General features: G+C 67.8%; 18 protein-coding genes. 7 read left to right on the top strand and 11 right to left on the bottom strand.

Going from position 1 to position 20,309, the window contains the following annotated elements; genetic code table 11:
- Positions 1-37 precede the first annotated feature (37 nt).
- Genes J7528_RS07995 through kduI form a run of 3 tightly spaced genes read right to left on the bottom strand, consistent with a single transcriptional unit; the run spans position 38 to position 2,893 of the window.
- Positions 38-793: a FadR/GntR family transcriptional regulator gene (locus J7528_RS07995; protein ID WP_291872579.1), complete on the bottom strand. Its 756-nt coding sequence runs from the start codon at positions 791-793 to the stop codon at positions 38-40.
- A 31-nt stretch (positions 794-824) separates the two neighbouring features.
- Positions 825-2,015 (bottom strand): glycoside hydrolase family 88 protein, encoded by a 1,191-nt coding sequence (locus J7528_RS08000; protein ID WP_291872582.1) that lies wholly within the window; start codon positions 2,013-2,015, stop codon positions 825-827.
- A 29-nt stretch (positions 2,016-2,044) separates the two neighbouring features.
- Entirely contained in the window at positions 2,045-2,893 is an 849-nt protein-coding gene (kduI, locus tag J7528_RS08005) for a 5-dehydro-4-deoxy-D-glucuronate isomerase (protein WP_291872584.1), read from the bottom strand.
- Between the two features lie 353 nt (positions 2,894-3,246).
- On the opposite strand from kduI, the gene J7528_RS08010 reads away from it, so the two are divergent.
- Positions 3,247-5,643 carry a TonB-dependent receptor gene (locus tag J7528_RS08010; RefSeq protein ID WP_291872586.1) on the top strand — a complete coding sequence of 799 codons (2,397 nt, stop codon included), beginning with the start codon at positions 3,247-3,249 and terminating at the stop codon, positions 5,641-5,643.
- A gap of 77 nt (positions 5,644-5,720) precedes the next feature.
- On the opposite strand, the gene J7528_RS08015 is transcribed toward J7528_RS08010, so the two are convergent.
- Positions 5,721-6,500, bottom strand: coding sequence for a FadR/GntR family transcriptional regulator (locus tag J7528_RS08015; RefSeq protein WP_291872589.1), 780 nt, complete (start codon positions 6,498-6,500; stop codon positions 5,721-5,723).
- Positions 6,501-6,813: 313 nt separating this feature from the next.
- Positions 6,814-7,542, bottom strand: coding sequence for a glutathione S-transferase family protein (locus J7528_RS08020; RefSeq protein ID WP_291872592.1), 729 nt, complete (start codon positions 7,540-7,542; stop codon positions 6,814-6,816).
- Positions 7,543-7,636: 94 nt separating this feature from the next.
- Here J7528_RS08020 and J7528_RS08025 point away from each other — a divergent pair, with 94 nt between their 5' ends.
- Positions 7,637-8,365, top strand: coding sequence for a YafY family protein (locus tag J7528_RS08025; RefSeq protein ID WP_291872595.1), 729 nt, complete (start codon positions 7,637-7,639; stop codon positions 8,363-8,365).
- Here J7528_RS08025 and J7528_RS08030 read toward each other — a convergent pair.
- From J7528_RS08030 to J7528_RS08040, 3 genes are all read right to left on the bottom strand, one after another.
- Positions 8,362-9,345 (bottom strand): alpha/beta hydrolase, encoded by a 984-nt coding sequence (locus J7528_RS08030; protein WP_291872598.1) that lies wholly within the window; start codon positions 9,343-9,345, stop codon positions 8,362-8,364. The two genes, J7528_RS08025 and J7528_RS08030, sit on opposite strands and share 4 nt — an antisense overlap.
- 77 nt (positions 9,346-9,422) lie before the next feature.
- A complete protein-coding gene (locus J7528_RS08035; RefSeq protein ID WP_291872601.1) occupies positions 9,423-10,229 on the bottom strand; it encodes an RNA methyltransferase in 807 nt (268 codons plus the stop codon).
- A gap of 19 nt (positions 10,230-10,248) precedes the next feature.
- Positions 10,249-11,505, bottom strand: coding sequence for an MFS transporter (locus J7528_RS08040; RefSeq protein ID WP_291872604.1), 1,257 nt, complete (start codon positions 11,503-11,505; stop codon positions 10,249-10,251).
- A gap of 249 nt (positions 11,506-11,754) precedes the next feature.
- Here J7528_RS08040 and J7528_RS08045 point away from each other — a divergent pair, with 249 nt between their 5' ends.
- On the top strand, positions 11,755-12,807 hold the full coding sequence (locus tag J7528_RS08045; protein WP_291872606.1) for a LacI family DNA-binding transcriptional regulator: 1,053 nt from the start codon (positions 11,755-11,757) through the stop codon (positions 12,805-12,807).
- A gap of 6 nt (positions 12,808-12,813) precedes the next feature.
- On the opposite strand, the gene J7528_RS08050 is transcribed toward J7528_RS08045, so the two are convergent.
- Complete coding sequence (locus J7528_RS08050; protein WP_291872610.1) at positions 12,814-14,367, bottom strand: globin-coupled sensor protein; 1,554 nt, start codon at positions 14,365-14,367, stop codon at positions 12,814-12,816.
- A gap of 254 nt (positions 14,368-14,621) precedes the next feature.
- Here J7528_RS08050 and J7528_RS08055 point away from each other — a divergent pair, with 254 nt between their 5' ends.
- Genes J7528_RS08055 through J7528_RS08070 form a run of 4 tightly spaced genes read left to right on the top strand, consistent with a single transcriptional unit; the run spans position 14,622 to position 18,140 of the window.
- Positions 14,622-15,737: an MlaE family lipid ABC transporter permease subunit gene (locus J7528_RS08055; protein WP_291872613.1), complete on the top strand. Its 1,116-nt coding sequence runs from the start codon at positions 14,622-14,624 to the stop codon at positions 15,735-15,737.
- Entirely contained in the window at positions 15,734-16,570 is an 837-nt protein-coding gene (locus tag J7528_RS08060) for an ABC transporter ATP-binding protein (RefSeq protein ID WP_291872615.1), read from the top strand. Before J7528_RS08055 ends, J7528_RS08060 begins: the two co-directional genes overlap by 4 nt.
- A complete protein-coding gene (locus J7528_RS08065) occupies positions 16,570-17,508 on the top strand; it encodes an MlaD family protein (protein ID WP_291872619.1) in 939 nt (312 codons plus the stop codon). Before J7528_RS08060 ends, J7528_RS08065 begins: the two co-directional genes overlap by 1 nt.
- Before the next feature lie 5 nt (positions 17,509-17,513).
- The gene (locus tag J7528_RS08070) at positions 17,514-18,140 is read left to right on the top strand and encodes an ABC-type transport auxiliary lipoprotein family protein (protein WP_291872758.1); all 627 of its coding nucleotides are present in this window, start codon (positions 17,514-17,516) and stop codon (positions 18,138-18,140) included.
- A gap of 134 nt (positions 18,141-18,274) precedes the next feature.
- On the opposite strand, the gene J7528_RS08075 is transcribed toward J7528_RS08070, so the two are convergent.
- Together J7528_RS08075 and spbR are read right to left on the bottom strand one after the other, a co-directional pair.
- Complete coding sequence (locus J7528_RS08075) at positions 18,275-19,039, bottom strand: NUDIX hydrolase (protein ID WP_291872622.1); 765 nt, start codon at positions 19,037-19,039, stop codon at positions 18,275-18,277.
- 68 nt (positions 19,040-19,107) lie between these two features.
- Positions 19,108-20,256 (bottom strand): pole-localized protein SpbR, encoded by a 1,149-nt coding sequence (gene spbR / locus J7528_RS08080; protein ID WP_291872626.1) that lies wholly within the window; start codon positions 20,254-20,256, stop codon positions 19,108-19,110.
- Positions 20,257-20,309: the final 53 nt, after the last annotated feature.

A 20,309-nucleotide genomic window follows, 5' to 3' on the forward strand; every position in this document is an offset into this window, starting at 1 on the left:
TTGATTTGTGCGGCGAATTATCGCGCCCCAGACAACTTCAGATGGCAGTCCGACGCAAGAGCTCGTCACGACGCTCGGCCATTTCCTGGCGGGTGCGTTCCAGGGCGTCGCGCTCGGCCATCGACAGCAGGGCCTCGACCGTGCGGTTCAGGTGCTCGTGGATCACCCGGCGGGCTTCCTTGGGATCGCGGTCGCGCAAGGTCGCGACCACCCGGCGGTGGTCCTCGGCGAAGCCTTCCGGATCGGCCAGGCGCACCCGGCGCAGCTGGGCGCCGCATTCGGGGAACTGGCGGCGCAGGGTCCAGATCTCTTCCACCGCCGCGACGATGGCGGCGTTGCGGGTGGCGTGGGCCACGGCCAGGTGGAAGTCGTGCTCCAGCCGCTCGCCGTCCTCAGCGCCCGCCAAGCTGACGAGATCCCGGCAGATCCGCTCCAGAGCCATGATCTGCTCGTCGCTGACGGCGGCGGCGGCCAGGGCGCAGGCCTCGCCCTCGAACAGGCGGCGGGCTTCGGTCAGTTCCAGGGCGCTCACCTCGGCTTCAGCCGTGTCGGGCTCAGGCTTGGCGCGGGCGGTGACATAGACGCCCGAGCCCTGCCGGGCCTCGACCAGCCCCTGGAACTCGAGGGCTATCATGGCGTCGCGGATGGTCGGACGGCTGACCCCGAACGAGTCAGCCAGCCCCCGCTCAGACGGCAGGCGGTCGCCGGGGGCGTAGCGCCCCTCGGCGATCGAGGCCGCGATCGAGCGGGCGACCTGCTGGTAGAGCTTCTGAGGGTCGGGCGCGCCGCGCATCGGGTCTCGCTATGGATTCTGACGGGCTATTCTACTGCTTGGTCTGACCTTGGGAAGATGAGCCCAGCTTGCGCACCTCGCTGGCGGCCAGCAGGAACGCGCCGACGCCGTACAGCTGAGTGTCGTCGCGGCCGACCTGGTCAGGCGCCACGCCCACGCGCTGCACCCAGCCGAGGCGGCCATCCGGCTCGATCGCTGCGTCCAGAGCCTTCCAGCCCTTGTCGATCACCGGGCCGTACTTGGCGCGCGACAGCAGGCCGTGGTTCACGCCCCAGGCCAAGCCGTAGACAAAGAAGCCCGTGCCGCTGGTCTCCGGCGCCTTCTGCGGCTCCAGCAGCGAGACGGGCCAATAGCCCTCGGCGCCCTGCAGGGTCGCGATCTTGGCGGCCATCTGCTTGAAGGCCAGCTCGTACTTCGGACGGCTTGGGTGATTGGCCGGCAGGTCCTGCAGGATCCGCGCGAGGCCGGCGAAGGCCCAGCCATTGCCGCGGCCCCAGAAGATCTTCTGGCCGGCGTCGCTGCGCCGCGTGATGAAGCGGCTGTCGCGGAAATAGAGGTGCTCGGCCTTGTCGAACAGGTAGTCGTGGGTGGCCCAGAACTCGCTGTCGGCATGGGCCAGGTAGCGCTTGTCGCCGCTGACCTTGGTCAGGCTCACCCAGGCCGGCGGGGCCATGAAGATGGCGTCGCTCCAGCACCAGCGGGCCTGGCAGTAGGGGTCGCCCTTGGCCGGCTTGGGCGTGAAGTCCAGCGACACCTTGGACGGATCGGCCAGCACCGCGTCGAAGCGGGCGCGGATGGGGCCAAGCTTGCTCTGATCGTGCGTGCGGCCGGCGGCCCAGACCCAGACCGCGCCGGTGGCGTCGGCGTCGGCGTGACGCGGGCGGTGGTCGAAGCCCCACTGCTCGGCCTCGCCGTGCTTAATCACGGCATTGGCCAGGTACGGGTCCTGGGTCTCATCGGCGAAGGTGTAGAGGCCGATGTAGAAAGCCGCCTGGATCCAGTCGCGCGGCGCCTCGGTGTCTTTGCGGAACGAGGTCACCGGCACGTAGTCGAAATTGTCCATGTGGGCCAGCTGCCAGGCGGCGACCTTGCGGCCGGCGGCGTCGATGGCCGAGACGGGCGCGCTGACCACAGCGGCCTTCGGAGCGGCCAGAGCGGGCGCGGCGGTTCCAGCCAGGATGGCGACCGCGGCGGCGGCCTTCAGGAGCGTCTTGAAGGTCATGTTGAGCGTTTCTTCCCGTACTTATTCTTCTAGGCGCCGGGACCGAGGTCCGAGACCGCCAGCATGTCCATGTCGTCGAACTCGAGGTTCTCGCCGCCCATGCTCCAGACGAAGCTGTAGCTGGCGGTGCCAACCCCGCTGTGGATCGACCAGCTGGGCGAGAACACCGCCTCGCCGTCGTCCATGAACACCGCGCGCGGCTCGGCCGGCTCGCCCATCAGGTGCATGACGCGGCCGGGTGCGGCGTCGAAATACATGTAGATCTCGCTTCGCCGGCGGTGGGTGTGCGGCGGCATGGTGTTCCAGACATTGCCGTCCTCCAGTTCGGTGAAGCCCATCACCAGCTGGCAGGTCTCGACGATGCCGGGGCGGATGGCCTGGCGGATCACCCGGCGGTTGGCGGTCCCCGCCTCCCCCGCCTGGATCGTGCGGGCCTCGTCGCGGCGCACATGCTTGCTGGGATAGCTGGCGTGGGCCGGATAACTGACGAGGTAGAACTTGGCCGGATCGGCTGCGTTGTCGCTCTCGAAGCTGACGCTCTGCGTCCCGCGCCCGATGTACAGGCTGTCGTGGCGCGCCATCTCGAAGCGCTGGCCGTCCAGGGTGATCGCGCCCGGACCACCGATATTGATCACCCCTACCTCGCGACGCTCGCAGAAGAAGCGCGAGGCCAGCTCCTTGTGAGTCGGCAGGGTCAGGGCCGCCGTGGTCGGGGTAGCAGAACCGACCACCGCCCGCTCGATCTCCAGATACGACAGGCCCAGCTCGCCGGGACGGAACAGACTGCCGATGACGAAGGTGTCGCGCAGCTCGCGCACCGTCATGCGGCTCATGCCCGCCCGGTCGGTGCTTTCACGGTAGTCCATCTGCACGCTCATAAGCGGATCACGGCCTCGTATGGGGACGATCGATGACGCCGGCCACCGACCCGCTGGCGGCCGCTCGACTGCGCATCCATCCCCCGTCTCGTTTGTGGTTGCGAAACTGACCTTACCAATTTCGAGACCACGCCGTAAAGCCCGAAGGACAAACGGTTTTTCTGTCCAACGTTGTCATTTGCCCGCTTCAGGTTTTTCTGTTGCTCGATAAGGCAACAATTTCAATCGTCAGGCCACATTTCAGCCTTGAAACGACTCCGCTTGACAAGTGGCCTGACCAGGCGCCATCAGTTGGGCATACCAATTAGCCGTCCGGACAAAGAGCTGGCGGCAGGCGCAGGAACACCAGGACCATGACCAGCATTCGATTGCTGCTGCTTGCCTCCACGGCCGCCACCGTGGTCGCCGCCCCCGCTGCCGCCTTTGCTCAGCAGGCGAGCACCGACACCGCCCAGCTCGAAGAGATCATCGTCACCTCGACCAAGCGGGCCGAGCGCCTGCAGGACGTGCCTGTGTCGGTGACCGCCGTCACCGCCGACGTGCTGGAACGCAACAACGTCCGCGAGCTGGGCGACCTGGTGAAGCTGTCGCCGGGCCTGGTCATCAACTACGGCAGCCAGCCGGGCAATTTCAGCATCAACATGCGTGGTATCGGCACCTTCTCGAACGGCATCGCCGTCGAGAGCGACGTGGCGGTGGTCATCGACGACGTGCCGGTCGGCTTCCAGGCCGCGGCCTTCAAGGACCTGATCGACGTCGAGCGGGTCGAGGTGCTGCGCGGCCCACAGAGCACCCTGTTCGGCAAGAGCGCCATCGCCGGCGTGCTGAACATCGCCACCGCCGCCCCGACCAAGGACTTCTCCGGCAAGGCCATGTTCCTGGTCACCGACGACGGTGAGAAGCGGGCCGGCTTCACGGTGTCGGGTCCCGTCCGCGGCGACGACCTGCTGATGCGCCTGACCGTCGCCAAGAGCGACTACGACGGCAACCTCAAGAACCTGACCACTGGCAAGAACGTCAACGGCAGCGCGGGCTTCACCGCCACCGCCAAGCTGGTGTGGACGCCGACCGAGAACCTGACCCTCAGCCTGGCCCCGCGCTACAATCACAATGTCTCGAGCTGCTGCACCAGCGCGATCACCGAGCTGACGCCTGGCCTGTTCTATCAGGGTGCCCCCGCCTTCCCGGCCACCCTGACCCTGCGCGGCATCACCTTCGATAAGAACAACCACTTCGTCCGCGCCGACGACCGCATCGGCGGCGGCAATTCGGACGTCTTCGGCACCACCGCCCGCATCGACTACGACTTCGGCGAGGGCTCGGTCCTGAAGGGCCACACCCTGTCGTCGATCACCTCGCACGATCGCTGGAAGATGGTCGACTTCCAGGACATCGACGGCACCGACCAGCCTTTCCTGCTGGGCTTCCCAGTGGCCAGCCCGTCAGGCGTCAACAGCGGCGCGCATATCGACGGCTATTTCCACGCCGACAGCTGGACCCAGGAGTTCCGCCTGACCTCGCCGGGCGACACGCGGCTGCGCTACGTGGCCGGCCTCTGGTACGCCAAGAACGATCTCGACCGCTTCTTGAACCGCGGCCCGGTGCTGCAGCTGGCCCGCTACCTGGCCGAAAGCACCAACGAGAACTACTCGGCCTACGCCAACGCCACCTGGGACATCACCGACAAGCTTGCCCTGACCGGCGGCGGCCGCATCAACCGCCAGAAGATCAGCTACAAGTTCGACAAGACCATCTTCGCCAGCACGGCGATCGGCGCTGCGACCACCCACCAGCTGTTTGGCCGGTCGGACGAGGACGACGCCTTCACCGGCAAGATCGGCGCGCAGTACAAGATCACGCCCGACATCATGACGTTCGCGACCTTCTCGACGGGCTACAAGGGTCAGGCTTACGACCTGGTCAGCACCTTCGACGCGCGGATCGCCGCCCAGATGCCGGTGCCGCCCGAGACGGCCAAGAACTACGAGCTGGGCTTCAAGAGCAGCCTCTTGAACCGCCGCGTCTATTTCAACGCCACCGTCTTCCGGGCCGACTACAAGGGCTTCCAGACCTCGGTGACGTCGTTCCTGCCGGACGGCACCTTCCTGACCTTCCTCAACAGCGTGGGCCAGCTGCGCACCCAAGGCGTCGAGCTGGACGCCGTGGCGCGGATCACCTCGAACTTCCGCCTGAACGGCGCCTTCGCGTATACCGACGCCAAGGTCGTCGACTTCGCCAACGGCCCCTGCAACAACGCCCAGCCGGCCACCGCCGACCTGCCGCTGCAGCCGGCCGGCTATATCGGCAAGCCGGGCGAGTGCTACCGCACCCCGACCACCAACGGCCGCGTGCAGAACCTGGCCGGCCGTCGCCTGAACAACACCCCGAAGTTCAAGTTCAACATCGGCGGCCAGTACGACATCGAGCTGCCGGGCATGCCCTTCAAGGGCTTCATCGGCGCGACCTATCGCTGGCAGGACGACGTCAACTTCTCGCTCAGCCAGGATCCTCGCACGATCCAGAAGGCCTACAGCATCGTGGACCTGAAGGTCGGCATCACCGACCGTGAAGGCCGCTACACGGTCTCGGCCTTCGCCAACAACCTGTTCGACAAGCGCTATGCGCAGGGCCTGGGCAACGGCACCTCGGGCTACAGCAACCCGGCCATCCCGACAGCCCAGGGCCGCACCTGGTTCCCCGGCCGCGACGCGTTCCGCTACTTCGGCGCCCGCCTGGACGTGAACTTCTAGGACCTCCCCTTCTTCATTCGGTCCCCTCCTGCGCGGCCGGGTTCCTTCGGGGATCCGGCCCGTTTTTTATGGAGGATCTACTTGGCGGCACTGGCCGCGCGCAGGGCGATCTCTTCGCGCTTAGCGGCCAGGCTCTCGCGGGTGCGCTCAATGGCCTCGAGTTCAGCGGTCAGCAGCAGGTTCTCGATCAGCCCGCCCAGGTGCGCCTGCATGGCGGCGCGGGCGGCCTTGGGGTCGCGGGTGCGCAGGGCCTCGACGATCTCCTGGTGCTCGTCCTTCAGCGGCCGTTTGCGCACGTGCCGAGCCTTTTCCAGCATCTGCATGCATAGGCGCGAGCGGTAGCGCAGGTCCCAGGTGTTCTCGACGATCCGAGCCACGGCGACGTTGCGCGTGGCGGCGGCGATCGAGATGTGGAACTGGCGGTCGGCCAGCTCGGACTGCTCCTTGGTCGCCGCGTCGCTGTTCATCTCGACGACCAGGGTCTCCAGATAGGCCAGCTCGTCATCGGTGATCAGGGTGGCGGCCAGGGCGGCGGCCTCGCCCTCGAACAGGCGACGGGCCTCGGCCTGCTCGAAGGCCCCGATGTCCAGGTCCTTGGCCGGCGGCGGCGGCTGGTCAAGGCGGACATAGACGCCCGAGCCTTGGCGGGCTTCCAGCAGGCCGCGCATCTCCAGAGCGATGACGGCGCGGCGGACGGTGGGGCGGCTGACGCCGAACTCGTCGGCCAGGTCGCGCTCGGACGGCAGGCGGTGGCCAGGCTGGAACGCGCCATCGGCGATCGACGCGCTGATCGAGGCCGCCACCTGCTGGTAGAGCCGCGTGGAGTCCGTGGACGGAGTGTCCGAAGGGGTCGACATCGCAAACGCCGTGACAAGCGCCAAGAACGACGCGTCCCACAGGACTAGCGCCGCTTCGGCCGCCTCACAAGCGCCGCGAGCAAGTGGCCTTACCAAGAGACGGCGAGCGGCCGGAGGGTAAGGACTCCGGCCGCCATCGTCGTCCGCCCCGGGAGGAGGTCGGCGCAAGATACGCAGCGCCTGTGGTCGACGAGCAAGAGATCGAACGAAACGCCCGATCACGCCCGGTCACCCTAGCGAAACTGGCCAAGCATGCAATCAAAAATGGCCTGACCAATTTGTTCAGATTTGTACGACCAATTTGTTAGCGGTCTCAGGCCGCCTGACGCAGGTTCCAGGGATGGGCCGGATAGAACTGGGCCATCATCCGGCTGACATAGTCGACCAGACGCGGATAGCTTTCCGCCTCAAGGCGCAGGGGCGAGTCGAAATGCGGCGTCATGATCCCCGCGAGCATGGCGAAGGCCGTGGCGTCGACGCCGACCGGATGGCTGTCGCGCATCAGATAGGCCTTGTCCTCCAACAGCTCGTCCAGCGAGCGCAGCGACAGGCTGCCCAGCCAGACCACCTCTTCCCGCAGGTGCCGACCCACGCCGACCGCGCGGACATTGGTCGCGATCGCCTCCAGCAGCCCACGTCGCAGGTCGTCGCGCAGGTGCTCCGGCGCCTGGTCGAACCACCGCGCGGCGCCTTTGGCGAAATTGGCCGGCTCCAGGTGGCGGAAGTAGGCGTTCACCCAGCCCAGCTGGTTCTCGATCATCCGTTCGATCGCCCAGGCCTGGGCGCGCTCTTTCCCTGAGAGCCCCATGTCCAGGTCGATGTCGTACTTCTGCTCGATATGGGCGCGGATGAAGGTGGAGTCGCCGATCGCCTGGGCGGCGTCCTCGATCCACGGCAACTGGCCCTTAGGCGCGGTCTCGCGGCTGCCTTTAGTCTTCTTGTAGGCGAGGCCGGCCATCATCAGCTGGACCTCGGTCTTGGTCACATAGGGGCTGATCTCGGGCAGCCCGAACCCGGCTCCGGCGGCGAACAGCGTGATCATCGTCCCTCTCCGATCTCGAATGTCGTGGTGACGACTTGCTACCGCCAGTCTACTGCCAGCATGCTGTCAGTAGCGATCAGCGATATGTAAGGCCATGAGACGCGCCGAACGCCTTTTCCAGATCATCCAGATCCTGCGCCGCAGCCGCGCGCCGGTGACCGCCGACGCCATCGCCGCCGAGCTGGAGACCTCCAAGCGCAGCGTCTATCGCGACATCGCCGCCTTGGTCGGCCAGCGCGCGCCGATCCGTGGCGAGGCGGGCGTGGGCTATGTGCTGGAGGCCGGCTTCGACATGCCGCCCCTGATGCTGACCCCTGACGAGATCGAGGCCGCGGTGCTGGGCGCGCAGTGGGTGGCCGGGCGCGGCGATCCGGTCCTGGCCAAGGCCGCCAACGACCTGATCAGCAAGATCGCTGCCGCCGTGCCCGACCGCCTGCGGCCCTATGTGCTGGAACCGGCGGCGGCCGCCTCCCCGGCCTGGAAGCCCGAGACCGACCGCATCGACGTCGCCCAGGTCCGCGCCTGGATCCACGCTGGCCGCAAGATCCGCCTCGACTACAGCGACGGCGCCGGGGCGGTCAGCGCACGGGTGATCTGGCCGGTGACGGTCGGCTATCGCGAGACCGTGCGGATGATCATCGCCTGGTGCGAGCTGCGCGAGGCGTTCCGCACCTTCCGCACCGATCGCGTGGTCGGGGCGCAGTTCCTGGACGAGCGCCACGGCAAGCGCCCCGCCGTCCTGCGCGGCGAGTGGGTCAAGTTCCGCGACGCCGAGATCGCCGCCTGGAAGCTGAAGGAAAAGACCGCCGACTGCGGAGCTTAAACGCCGTGCCGCTTGGCGAAGGCTTCGAACAGGCCGGGCCAGGCCGACACGGGCTTGTCCGGCGTGAAGCGCATGCCGAAACCGTGGCCGCCTTCCTCGAAGATGTGCATCTCGGTCGGGACGGCCTTGGCCTTCAGGGCCGAGAACATCACCAGCGCGTTCTCGACCGGCACGGTCTTGTCGTCGGCGGCGTGGATCACGATCACGGGCGACAGGCCCTCACGCACCTGCTTCTCGGGCGACAGCTCCAGAGCGCGCTCGGGCGTGTTGATCGCGGTCAGCAACTGCTTGCGCGAGCCAGCGTGGGCGATGGCGGGGTCAGTGCTGATCACCGGATACATCAGGCACGACAGGTTTGGCTTGGTCGGCAGCTGGTCGGCGGCGTCGATCGCGGTGTAGGTCGCCGCGTCGTATCGGACGGTCAGGTTGGCCGCCAGGTGACCGCCGGCCGAGAAGCCCATGATCGCCACGCGGTCGGGCGAGAAGCCCATCTCGGCGGCCTTGGAGCGGATGATGCGGATGGCCCGCTGAGCGTCCTGCAACGGCGCGTCGCCGCCAGCCGCCCAGCCGTCGCCCGGCATGCGGTAGAACAGCACGAAACAGGTGTAGCCCTGCCCGTTCAGCCAGCGGGCGGTCTCATAGCCTTCCTTGTCCAGCACCACGCGCTCATAGCCGCCGCCCGGAATCAGCATGACCGCCGCGCCGTTTGGCTTCTTGGGCCGGAAGACGACCAGGGTCGGCTTGCGGGTGTGGGTCTGCGCCCGGTCGCGCGGGCCGCCGGCCACGGTGCGGTCGATGATCGCTTCGACGGCCGTGACGCCCTCCCCGCCTGGCGCGCCGTTGGGCCACAGGGTGATGACCTCGGTTGGGTCAGCCAGAGGGGTGTTCGATTGCACGGGAGCGGCCTCCGCCTTGCGCGCCGCCAGGGATCCCAGAACGCCGGTGACGAAAGCCGCAAGGGCGCCGCGACGGTTCAGCATGGGATCAAAGCCTTCTGACGGGTGATTTGTCGGGCCAAAGCCTAGAGCCAAGGAAACCGGTTTCCTAGCCCACTTTCTCAGCCCTGAGCGAACCGCAGGTGGTGCAGGACGATGCCGCTGGTGGTGGCGACGTTGAGCGAGTCGAAGCCATTGGCCATCGGGATGCCGATGGTCCTGGCGCGCGCCATCACCTCAGGGGTCAGACCCGGTCCCTCCGCGCCCAGCAGCACGGCGGTGCGCGGCGCGGGCTTAAGGTGCGCCAGGATCTCGGAAGCCGACGGGCTGAGCGCCAGGCCTTCGAAACCGGTCGCGGCCAGCAGCTGCGCGATGTCCTCGCCCCGCTCCAGTCGCGCCGTCGGCACGGACAGCACCGCCCCGACCGAGACACGGATGGCCTTACGGTACAACGGGTCGCAGCAGTCGGCGTCCAGCACCACCGCATCGGCGCCGAACGCGGCGGCGTTGCGGTAGATGCCGCCGATGTTGTCGTGGTTGGCGATGCCGCACAGCACCAGCACCACCGCCCGTTCGGGCAAGCCGGCCAGCAGGTCTCGCGCCGCAATCGGCTCGGGCTTGCGCCCCACCGCCAGCACGCCGCGATGCAAGTGGAAGCCGGCGATGGCGTCCAGCACGGCCTGGTCGGCGAAATGGACTGGCGTCTCGTCCGGCAGGCCTTCGAACACCTGCGCCAGCTTGTCCTGGCGCTTGGGGTCGATCAGCAGCGACACCACCCGCTCTGGCGCATCGCGAACGAAGGCCCGCAGCACGGTCTCGCCCTCGGCGATGAACAGGCCCTCGCGCCCGACGAGGTCTCGCTCCTTGATCGCCCTGAACGGGGCGACGGCGGGATCGTCGGGATCGGTGACGACGCGGAACTGGGGCAAGGAAACGTCTCGGCGGTGGCTAGCGCACCCCTCGTATCGGCAGGATCGCCAGACCGCCAGTCAGGGCCAGACCCGCGGCCATCAGGAAGAACACGTTGAAGTTCACGTGGTTGGGTCCCAGGCTCCACACGGCCAAGGCCGGCGCCAGGGCCTGGGGCAGCGTATTGGCCAGGTTGATGACGCCCAGGTCCTTGCCGGCGTCCTTCTGCGACGGCAGCACCTGGGTGACCAGGGCGATATCGACGGCGCAGAAGCAGCCCGCCCCGCAGCCATAGACGACATAGGCCGCCAGCAGCACGGTCCAGTCCGTCGTCAACGAGAACACCACCATCGAGGCGGCGATGGTCAGGGCTGCGCCAAAGGCGAACAGCTTGCGCCGCCGCATGCGGTCCGACAGCACCCCGCCGGCCATGGCGCACATGACGTTGAAGATGGTCGAGACCGTGGCCAGGATCGCTAGGCCTTCCTCGGAGCGGTGACCGGGGAACAGCTTGGGATAATCGACCACGTCCTGCAGGAAATAGAGCATGTAGCTCTGCACCAGGCTCAAGGCGACCAACACCATGAACCGGCCGGCCCAGGCGAAGGCGAAATCGGGATGCTTGCGCGGGCTGACCCACAGGCCGGCGATGAACTCTCGTAGGTGGAACGGCGGCACATCGGCCTTGGCCAAGGGCGGGTCCTTCAGCCGCAGGACGAACGGCGCCAGGCCCAGCAGCAAAGCGATCGAGATCGCGGCGTAGCGCTGCCACTCGACGACCAGCAGCCCACCGATCATCACCGCGCCGAAGGCGGTGCCGATCGGATTTCCCAGGCTCAGGAAAGCCGCGACCATGCCCTTCTGATTGTCGGGCACCCGATCGGGCATCACCGCCACCAGGGCCGAGAAGCACAGGTTGAAGGTCAGCTGGAACAGGATCACGCCGCCGATCAGGGCCAGCGGTGTCTTGGCGTTCATGATCGCCAGATAGGCCAGGGAGGCGCCGATCGCGCCGACCACCATCCAGGGGCGACGACGGCCGAAACGCGAGGTGGTGCGGTCGCTGATCGCCCCGGCCAGCAGATTGGCGATGCTGGCGACCAGAGCGCCCCAGAAGGCGACCTGGCTGAGCACCACCGCCTTGGACGCCGCGTCGATCGACTCGGCCTTCAGTGGCAGCAGCACCTGCAGAAGCGGCTGGAAGGATACAAAGGCGCCGACCTGCGCGAGGGTGTACGCGGCGATGAAATTCGCCCGCACCGGCACTTTGGGCCGCGCTCCCTCGTCAAACGCCATCTCACCTCCCCCGAGAGCATGGCGTCGCCATGCTCCGAACTCTTTGAATCAGGGCCTGTTCGCCCGCTTCCGATGACATCGAAAACGGACAGGCCCTGCACGATCTGACGCCGTGTCCTGGGCACACTGACCGTCGCTCCCTTGCGAGACAAGAGATTCCGTACGGTAAAGCAGGGAGTTTCCTTCTGTCGCCGAGACGCTCTAGTCTGAGCAAATGGGCGTGAATCTCAAAGTAGTCGGGGCGAGCTGATGGCTTCGGTGACGATCTACGACGTCGCCGCGAAGGCGGGCGTCTCGATCAAGACTGTTTCGCGGGTGATGAACAAGGAGCCGAACGTTCGGCCCGCCATGCGCGATCGCGTGCTCGAGGCGGCCGGCGAGCTCGGCTATAGCCCGAATCTGTCGGCGCGCAGCCTGGCCGGTTCGCGCTCGTTCGTGATCGCCGTCTTCGTCGACGCGGCCCTGACCATCGACCACTGGCAAAGCGAGCGCGGCGCCGACTACCTGTCGCGCATCCAGCTGGGTGCGACGCTGGTGTGCCGCGACCAGGGCTATCACCTGCTGATCGAGTTGATCGACAATGACGGCCCGAACTGCCGCCAGGACGTCGCGGGCTTCCTGGCGGCCCTGAAGCCGGACGGCGTGATCCTGACCCCGCCCTCTTCCGACAACCCGGCGGTGCTGGAGATCCTGGACAAGGCCGGCACGCCTTATGTCCGCGTCGGTCCGGAGAACGCCGAAGGCCTGGGGCCGCGCGTGCACATGGACGACATCGCCGCCGCCCGCGAGATGACCCAGCACCTGGCCGACCTGGGCCACAAGCGCATCGGCTTCATCGTCGGCGAGCCGCGCTACGGCGCCAGCCAGGCGCGGCGCGAGGGGTATCTGGAGGCTATGAAGGCTCGCGGCCTGCCCGTGGCCGACAGTTGGGTGCGCCAGGGCGACTTCACCTTCCAGTCGGGACTGGAGCAGGCCAAGGCCTTGCTGGCCCTGCCCGACCGCCCGACGGCGATCTTCGCGTCGAACGACGACATGGCGCTGGGCTGTATCGCCGCGATCGCGGAGGCCGGGCTGATGACGCCGGGCGACATCTCGGTGGCGGGCTTCGACGATAGTCCGAGTTCACGCTTCAGCCGGCCGCAACTGACCACGGTGCGTCAGCCGGTGGCGGAGATGTCCTCGGCGGCGGCCAAGTTGCTGATCGCCCGGGCCAAGAGCAGTGAACCGCCTGAACGGCCGGTCGACGTGCTCCTGCCCTTCGAACTGATCCACCGCGCTTCGACGGCGCCGCCGCCGAAGTAGACGATCTTACCGCCCCGGACGGGCGAAAGCGGCGACGCGAGCGCGGGCGGCGTGGACCGGGTTCTCGGCCGGTTGCTCGCGGACGGTCGGCTGGAAGCTTTGTTGGCGACCGCCCAGGCGGAAGGCGCCGACGCGGTTCGACAGGTCCGCGGCCTCGACCCGCAGAGCGTGGGTGGCTTCGGTCGATTGCGAGACCATGGCGGCGTTACGCTGGGTCACCTGGTCCAGCTGGTTCACGGCCGAATTGACCTGCCCCAGGGCCGTGGCCTGCTCGCTGGCCGAAGCGGCGATGGCGTTGACCAGCTCGTCGATGCCGCCGACCTTCTCATGGATGCCGCGCAGGGCCTCGCCGGTCTGGCTGACCAGCTCGACGCCCTCGCTGACCTGGCGGCTGCTCTCGGTGATCAACGACTTGATGTCGCTGGCCGCTTGGGCCGAGCGTTGGGCCAGGGCCCGCACTTCCTGCGCCACGACGGCGAAGCCCTTGCCGGTGTCGCCCGCGCGGGCGGCCTCGACGCCGGCGTTCAGGGCCAACAGGTTGGTCTGGAAGGCGATCTCATCGATCATGCCCAGGATCTGGTTCACCTGCTGTGACTGGGCCTCGATCTTCGTCATGGCCTCGGCGGCGCGGGTGACGATCTGGCCCGAGCGCTCGGCTTCGGTCGAGGCTTCGGCGACGCGCGAGGACACCTCGCGAGCGCTCTGAGCGGTCTTGCCGACAGCGCCGGTCAGCTCTTCGACGGCGGCGGCGGTCTGCTCCAGCGTGGCGGCCTGCTGCTCGGTGCGCTGCGACAGGTCCTCGGCGCTGCGGGCGATGTCGTCCGCGCCCGAGCGGATGCCGCCGGCCGAGTGCTCGACCGAACGCATGGCTTCGGCCAGAGCGCCGGCGGCCTGCTCGAAGTCGGTCTTCAGGCTGTGGAACTCGGGGGCCAGGTCGCCCTCGACGCGGGCGGTCAGATCGCCGGCGGCCAGGCGGGCCAGAGCCTCGCCCACCGCCTTCACGGCCTGGGCCTGGCGAGCCTCGGCGGCTTCGCGCTCGGCCTCCAGGGCGTCGCGCTCTTCCTGCAGCAGTTCCAGGTAGCAGGAGATGGCCAGTTCCATGTCCAGGAACACGGCCTTGGTCAGGGCCGACAGGCCGTCGGCCAGCTCGGCGTCCGACTTGGCGGCGTTGCTGAACATCCCCTTGGCGCGCTTGGCGACGACGGCGCGGATCAGCTCCTCGGCCACCAGGGCGTAGCCGCCGATGTACCACTGCGGTTCCAGATCGGCGTCGACGTGGGCGCGACCGATGCGCTCGACGTCGCGGACATAGGTCTCGCCGTAGTCCGCCTGGGCGATCCGGCGCCAGTGGGCGGCCTGGGCGCGCTCGGCGCCGTTCATGTGGGCGTCGTCGCGGAACTTTCCGCGCGTCTCGGGGAACAGGCGGACCTGATTGTAGAACTTGCCCAGGGCTCCGGCGATCTCGGCGTCGATCACCGGCTTGATCGCGCGCAGGGCCGTCCGCGAGCGCTCGTCGAAGCGCATGAAGGCCATCCGCTTATCAAGCTTGTGAGCGCTCATGTCTTGGACTCCGACTCGAGGGTAAGGTTTCGTTGACCATGTCAGTGACGGGAATCCGTTAACCAACATTGAAGTTCGGCGCGATGCGCCCCGTGGCCGCACCGCGCATGGGGATCGAGCCAAAAGCCAGGCGCCACGTGCGTTTCGTCACGATATCGCCTTAAGCAGCAACAAGCTGCGCCTTGGCGCGTTTTGGACTTGTCAGGTCCACGGCAGGGCTTGGATATAACCAGGAAACGAGCCTCAAGGACTTCATGGCGCTTCCGGCGGACTTCACCTTGACCGAACAGGACGGCCGTACGGCGGCGGTGCTGTCGGGGGACTGGACCGCGCGGGGTCTGTTCGACGCCGGGCTTCGGCTGGACGACGCGCTGGCGAAGGCGCGCGATCTGGATCTGGACCTGACCGGCGTCAATCGCTGCGACACCGCCGGCGCCTACGCCATCCTGCGCGCCGCCGGCGATCGCCTGAGGCCCGAGCAGGTCCAGGCCCGCCGCGAAGTGCTGCGTCTCTTGGAGCTGGTCGGCGCCGCCATCCAGGTCGAGCCCGAGCCCACCGTACGCTCGCGCGGCTTTCACGCCCTGCTGGCCCGGATCGGCAAGGGCGTCTTTGGCCTGTTCGACGACGCCTATGGCACCATGGTGTTCCTGGGCCACCTGCTGGTCGCCCTGGGACGCAGTATCGCCGATCCCCGCCGCATCCGCTGGGCGCCGACCGTGGCTCTGTGCGAGCGCGCGGGCCTGGACGCCATGCCGATCGTGGCCGTCACGACCTTCTTCATCGGCGCGGTGGTGGCCCTGCTGGGCGCCAACATGCTGACCGACTTCGGGGCCCAGGTGTATTCGGTCGAGCTGATCGGCATCTCGGTGATGCGCGAGTTCAACATCCTGATCACCGCCATCCTGCTGGCCGGCCGCTCGGCCTCCAGCTTCGCGGCCGAGATCGGCTCGATGAAGATGAACCAGGAGATCGACGCCATGCAGGTCATGGGCGTGGACCCCTACGAGGCGCTGGTCCTGCCCAGATTCGCCGCCCTGCTCTTCACGATCCCACTGCTGGTGTTCGTGGCCACGATCGCCGGCCTGGCCGGCGGCATCCTGGTCGTCTGGGTCGTGCTGGACCTGTCGCCGACCTTCTTCCTGCAGCGGATCATCGACTTCGTCGGCGTCACGCACTTCTGGATCGGCATGTGCAAGGCGCCCGTCATGGCCGCGGTGATCGCCGCGATCGGTTGCCGCCAGGGCATGGAGGTCGGCAACGACGTCGAGTCCCTGGGCCGGCGCGTGACGGCGGCGGTGGTGCACGCCATCTTTGCCATCATCCTGATCGACGCGGTCTTCGCCCTGATCTTCATGGAGCTGGACATATGACCGGCCCCGCCGTGATCCCTCCCGCCGTAGAGACGGCCGACACCGAAAAACATCCGATCGAAGTGCAGGGCCTGCTCTCGTGCTTCGGCGAGAACGTCATCCACGACGGCCTCGATTTGAAGGTCGAGCGGGGCGAGGTGCTGGGCGTCGTCGGCGGTTCGGGCACCGGCAAGTCGGTGCTGCTCAACACCATCATCGGCCTGAAGGTCCCAGACGGCGGCACGGTGCGGCTGTTCGGCGGCGACATGCGCGTGGCCTCGCGCCGGCGGTGGTCGTCGGTCGAGCGGCGCTGGGGCGTCCTCTTCCAGCAAGGCGCCCTCTTCTCGAACCTGACGGTGCGCGAGAACGTCGCCGCGCCGCTGTACGAACACACCAAGCTACCGCGTCGCGAGATCGAGGAAATCGCCGATCTCAAGATCGCCATGGTCGGCCTGCCGGCCCGCGCGGCCCTGCTCAAGCCCGCCGAGCTGTCGGGCGGCATGCGCAAGCGCGCCGGCCTGGCCCGCGCCCTGGCCATGGATCCCGAGCTGCTGTTCCTGGACGAGCCCACGGCGGGCCTGGACCCCATCGGCGCCGAGGCCTTCGACGCGCTGATCAAGGACCTCTCCGACAGCCTGGACCTCACCGTCTTCATGATCACCCACGACCTGGACAGCCTCTACGCGATCACCGACCGCGTGGCCGTGCTGGCCGACAAAAAGGTGGTCGCCGTGGCGCCCGTGCGCGAGCTCGAGCGTTCGGATCATCCCTGGATCAAGCAATACTTCCTGGGCCCCCGGGGTCGCGCCGCCGCGACCGCCGAGGATCCGGCCGAGGCAAGGACGGACTTCTGATGGAAAGAAACGCCAACTACGCCCTGGTCGGGGCCATATCGCTGGCCCTGTTCATGGGCCTGGTGATCTTCGTGGTCTGGCTGGCCAAGGTCAGCTTCACGCGCGACTACGACCTGTACGACATCCTGTTCGTCGGTCCGGTGCGCGGCCTGTCCACGGGCGGCGAGGTGCACTTCAACGGCATCAAGGTCGGCGAGGTCAGCCGCATCGAACTGGACAAGACCGATCCGAACCGCGTCATCGCCCGCGTGCGCATGACCTCGGACGTGCCGGTCAAGGTCGACAGCTACGCCACGCTGGAGCCGCAGGGCATCACGGGCGTCAACTACGTCCAGATCACCGCTGGCTCGCCGAACAAGGAGCTGCTGAAGGACACCGTCAAGAACGGCAAGGTGCCCGTCCTGCGCAGCCAGCGCAGCGCCCTCTCCGACCTGTTGGAAGGCGGCGGCACGGTGCTGACCCGCACCATCGAGGCGCTGGACCGCGTCAACCGCGTGCTGTCCGACCAGAACATCAAGACCTTCAGCGCCTCGCTCAGCGACGTCCAGGCGGTCACCGCCGAGCTGCGCGAGCGCAAGGAGATCATCGCCGACGCCCAGAAGGCGCTGCAGAGCATCGACCAGACCGCCCAGTCGATCACCGAGCTGTCCAAGAGCGCCAACGGCCTGGTCGATGGCGACGGCAAGCGCACCCTGAAGGAACTGGGCGACGCCGCCGCCGAGCTGAAGGCCGCCGCCAAGGACGCCCGCGGCATGGTCGGCAAGCTGGAAGGCCCGACCACCGACTTCGCCACGACCGGCCTGCCGCAGCTGTCGTCGGCCATCGTCACCCTGCAGTCGGCCGCCGAGTCCCTGGACCGCCTGGTGGCCGACGTCGAACAGAACCCTCGAGGCTTGGTCGGCAAGGCGCCCGCCAAGGAAGTGGAGGTCAAGCCGTGAGTCCGATGATCCGTAATACCGCCCGCGCTATGGCCGCCGCCGCGCTGGTGGTCAGCCTCTCCGGCTGCATCAGCGTCTTCCCGAAGGCCAAGCCGGCCAGCCTGTATCGCTTCGGCGAGGCCGAGGTCAGCGTGCCCAAGGGCCCGCCCGGCGCGATGTTCGGGGTGCTGAAGACGCCCTCGTCCTTCACCCGCGCCGCCGCTGGCGACCGCATCCTGACCAGCACCAATGGCGAGATGGCCTATATCGCCGACGCCCGCTGGGTGTCGCCGGCCTTCGTGCTGTTCGAGGAAGCCACCGCTCGCGCCTTCGAGAACGACCCCGGCCGCGCCCGTCTGATCGGTCGCGGCGAAGTGGCCAAGGCCGACATGATGCTGCGGCTGGAAGTGCGCACCTTCGAGGCCGACTACGTCAACGGCCCCAAGGCCGCGCCGGAGGTGGTCGTGCGGGTGCGCGGCGTGCTGAACCGCAGCCAGGACCGCGCCCTGATCGGCGACCAGATCTTCGAAGCCCGCGTGAAGGCCGCCGACAACCGCGTCGGCGCCATCGTCCCGGCCTTCGACCAGGCGACGGCCAAGGTGCTGGGCGACGTGGTGGCGTGGGTGAATGGGTCGGGCAGCGGGCTGAAATAACCCTTACACCGAGCATCCCCGCGAAAGCGGGGATCCAAGCGGCGTTTGAGGCTTTAGCGCAGCGCCCTTCCTGAGCCTCGGCTTGGATCCCCGCTTTCGCGGGGATAATCGGAGGATGGGAGGCTAAGAAGGCCTCAGAGCGCTGCCAGCGGCTCCGTCACAGGCCCGTAGCCGGCGTTCTCCTGGATCCGCAGGACCGGCCCGTCGATCCACGGTTCGACCGTGACCAGCTCGCGCGCCTGGGCTCGCGCCACGGCGTCGGCCGGATCGGTGCTCTCGGCCAGCAGCTGCAGGTTCATGCGTGTGGGAAAGATCACCTTGCGCTGGCCCGACGCCGCCAGGTCCAGCGCAAGGCTCGGCGCGATCCACTCGGCGTCGACCGCTTCGTGGCCGTCGCAGATCGCCTGCTGAGCCAGCGGCGCGTGGGCGACGTAGAACCAGGTGTCGAAGCGCTTGGGCATCAGCTTGGGTGTGATCCAGCGGGCGAAGACCGTCAGCGCTGAGAGGTCCAGTTTCAGCCCCAGGTCCCGAACCACGTCGATGAAGGCGACCTTGTCCTGGGCCACCGCGTCGCGGATGGCCTTGGCCGCCTCGCCCGCATAGAAGGCCCCTTCCCGGTCACGGGCCAGCAGCACGCCGGCCTCTTCATAGGCCTCGCGTAGAGCGGCGATCCGTAGCGCAACGCCGTCGCCGCCAACCTCATCGAAGCCGATCGCCAGGTCCCGCCAGCGCGGATCACTGTCGCCCTGATGGCTCTTGCCGCCCGGGAATACCAGGGCCCCGGCCGCGAAGTCGATCTGGTGATGCCGCTTGACCATCAGCACCTCGAACGAAGGCGCGTCTCGCAGCAGCAGGACAGTGGCGGCGAGACGGATCGCGCCCGGCAGGGAGTCAGACATGCGGGAAGTCTGGCGCAGGTCCGTGCGCTTGCCCAGACCTCTTTCGAACGCCCGTTTAGTTTAGGCGCTTAGGCCGCGCCTTGGTCCGAGCGAGCCGCCCGACGCCGGTTGGCGCTCCGGTCCATACGCTCCAGCAGGTACTCATTGTCTTCACGCGAACCGGAGTGCGACGAGGTCAGGAAGCGCTGGATCATGTGTTCCTGGAAGCGCTCGCGATCATTCGCTCCACCGTCGAATTCCAGGCCGTGATAGGCGTCGACGCCCGCGCGGAACGCCGAATAGAGACGCGGCGGCAGGCCGGCGCGCTCGCAGATCGCCTTCAGGCCCAGGGGGCCGGCGTCGTGGATCATCAGCCAGGTGCGGTGGTGCGGCACGCCGGCCAGCTCGGCCACGGCCCACTCGAAGAAGGTCATGTGGCCATGGGCCAGGGCGCGCAGGATCAGCGACGGCGACAGCCGGCCGACCTTGTGCAGGTGGGCGACGAAGCCCTTGGGGTCGGCGGCGCGTCCGGCCTGGTCGACGAGGTCGATCGTGGCCCGCTCCTTGGCGCCGACGATCAGCTCCATGGTCAGCTCGGCCGACAGGGCGTGGCTGGACAGGATGTGGTCGCGAAGCTGGTCGCCGACCATCTCGATCAGGCGCTCGGTCACCGCCAGCGGCAGGGCCGTGCGATAGGCCACGGCCTGCAGCACGGTCTCGGACTTGGCGAAACGATCCAGGGCCTTTTGCAGCGCCACTTCCGAGAAGCGGGCGTTGTCGTTGGCGCAGGCCGTGGCGACCACGTCCTCATTGCCCTGCTCGACCAGCATCGTGGTGATCTTGGCCGACAGCTTGGGACGCTTGGCCACCGCCATCTGGCGCACGGGACCGCCGACGCGGACGATCTCGGCCAGGTCGGTGTCGGTGAACACCGGCGAGAAGCTGATGATCGGCAGGCTGACGCTCTCGACGTCGCGCGCCAGGCGGTTGGCGACGTCGGCCGGCAGGGCCTGGGAATTCTTGAGCGTGACCGCCATGGCACGGCGGACCAGCTCGGCGGCGTCGGCGGCCATCACCCGCAGGATGTCGTGCGCGACCTCGCGCTCGTCGTCGGTGAGGACGGCGCGATCGATGTTCCGGCACAGCTTGTGCGCCGCCAGGGCCCGCTCGTCAGGCGTCGCGCCCTTCACGAGCATGCGGATGTCGGAGTCGGTAAGTGCAGCGCGGGTGGTGGCCATGGTTCGCCTACCGGGAGCTATGTCTGGAGTCGCATCGTCGACGGTTAGGCTTA

The sequence above is a fragment of the Caulobacter sp. genome (assembly GCF_017744445.1).
Classification (GTDB): Bacteria; Pseudomonadota; Alphaproteobacteria; order Caulobacterales; family Caulobacteraceae; genus Caulobacter.

What these genes read in the sequence shown, in the direction of transcription:
- kduI (WP_291872584.1), bottom strand. Translation starts at nt 2,893, where the DNA reads ATGAGCGTGCAGATGGACTACCGTGAAAGCACCGACCGGGCGGGCATG.
- J7528_RS08015 (WP_291872589.1), bottom strand. Translation starts at nt 6,500, where the DNA reads ATGTCGACCCCTTCGGACACTCCGTCCACGGACTCCACGCGGCTCTAC.
- J7528_RS08065 (WP_291872619.1), top strand. Translation starts at nt 16,570, where the DNA reads ATGGAAAGAAACGCCAACTACGCCCTGGTCGGGGCCATATCGCTGGCC.
- J7528_RS08025 (WP_291872595.1), top strand. Translation starts at nt 7,637, where the DNA reads ATGAGACGCGCCGAACGCCTTTTCCAGATCATCCAGATCCTGCGCCGC.
- J7528_RS07995 (WP_291872579.1), bottom strand. Translation starts at nt 793, where the DNA reads ATGCGCGGCGCGCCCGACCCTCAGAAGCTCTACCAGCAGGTCGCCCGC.
- J7528_RS08045 (WP_291872606.1), top strand. Translation starts at nt 11,755, where the DNA reads ATGGCTTCGGTGACGATCTACGACGTCGCCGCGAAGGCGGGCGTCTCG.
- J7528_RS08050 (WP_291872610.1), bottom strand. Translation starts at nt 14,367, where the DNA reads ATGAGCGCTCACAAGCTTGATAAGCGGATGGCCTTCATGCGCTTCGAC.
- spbR (WP_291872626.1), bottom strand. Translation starts at nt 20,256, where the DNA reads ATGGCCACCACCCGCGCTGCACTTACCGACTCCGACATCCGCATGCTC.
- J7528_RS08055 (WP_291872613.1), top strand. Translation starts at nt 14,622, where the DNA reads ATGGCGCTTCCGGCGGACTTCACCTTGACCGAACAGGACGGCCGTACG.
- J7528_RS08070 (WP_291872758.1), top strand. Translation starts at nt 17,514, where the DNA reads ATGATCCGTAATACCGCCCGCGCTATGGCCGCCGCCGCGCTGGTGGTC.
- J7528_RS08000 (WP_291872582.1), bottom strand. Translation starts at nt 2,015, where the DNA reads ATGACCTTCAAGACGCTCCTGAAGGCCGCCGCCGCGGTCGCCATCCTG.
- J7528_RS08020 (WP_291872592.1), bottom strand. Translation starts at nt 7,542, where the DNA reads ATGATCACGCTGTTCGCCGCCGGAGCCGGGTTCGGGCTGCCCGAGATC.
- J7528_RS08075 (WP_291872622.1), bottom strand. Translation starts at nt 19,039, where the DNA reads ATGTCTGACTCCCTGCCGGGCGCGATCCGTCTCGCCGCCACTGTCCTG.
- J7528_RS08030 (WP_291872598.1), bottom strand. Translation starts at nt 9,345, where the DNA reads ATGCTGAACCGTCGCGGCGCCCTTGCGGCTTTCGTCACCGGCGTTCTG.
- J7528_RS08040 (WP_291872604.1), bottom strand. Translation starts at nt 11,505, where the DNA reads ATGGCGTTTGACGAGGGAGCGCGGCCCAAAGTGCCGGTGCGGGCGAAT.
- J7528_RS08060 (WP_291872615.1), top strand. Translation starts at nt 15,734, where the DNA reads ATGACCGGCCCCGCCGTGATCCCTCCCGCCGTAGAGACGGCCGACACC.
- J7528_RS08010 (WP_291872586.1), top strand. Translation starts at nt 3,247, where the DNA reads ATGACCAGCATTCGATTGCTGCTGCTTGCCTCCACGGCCGCCACCGTG.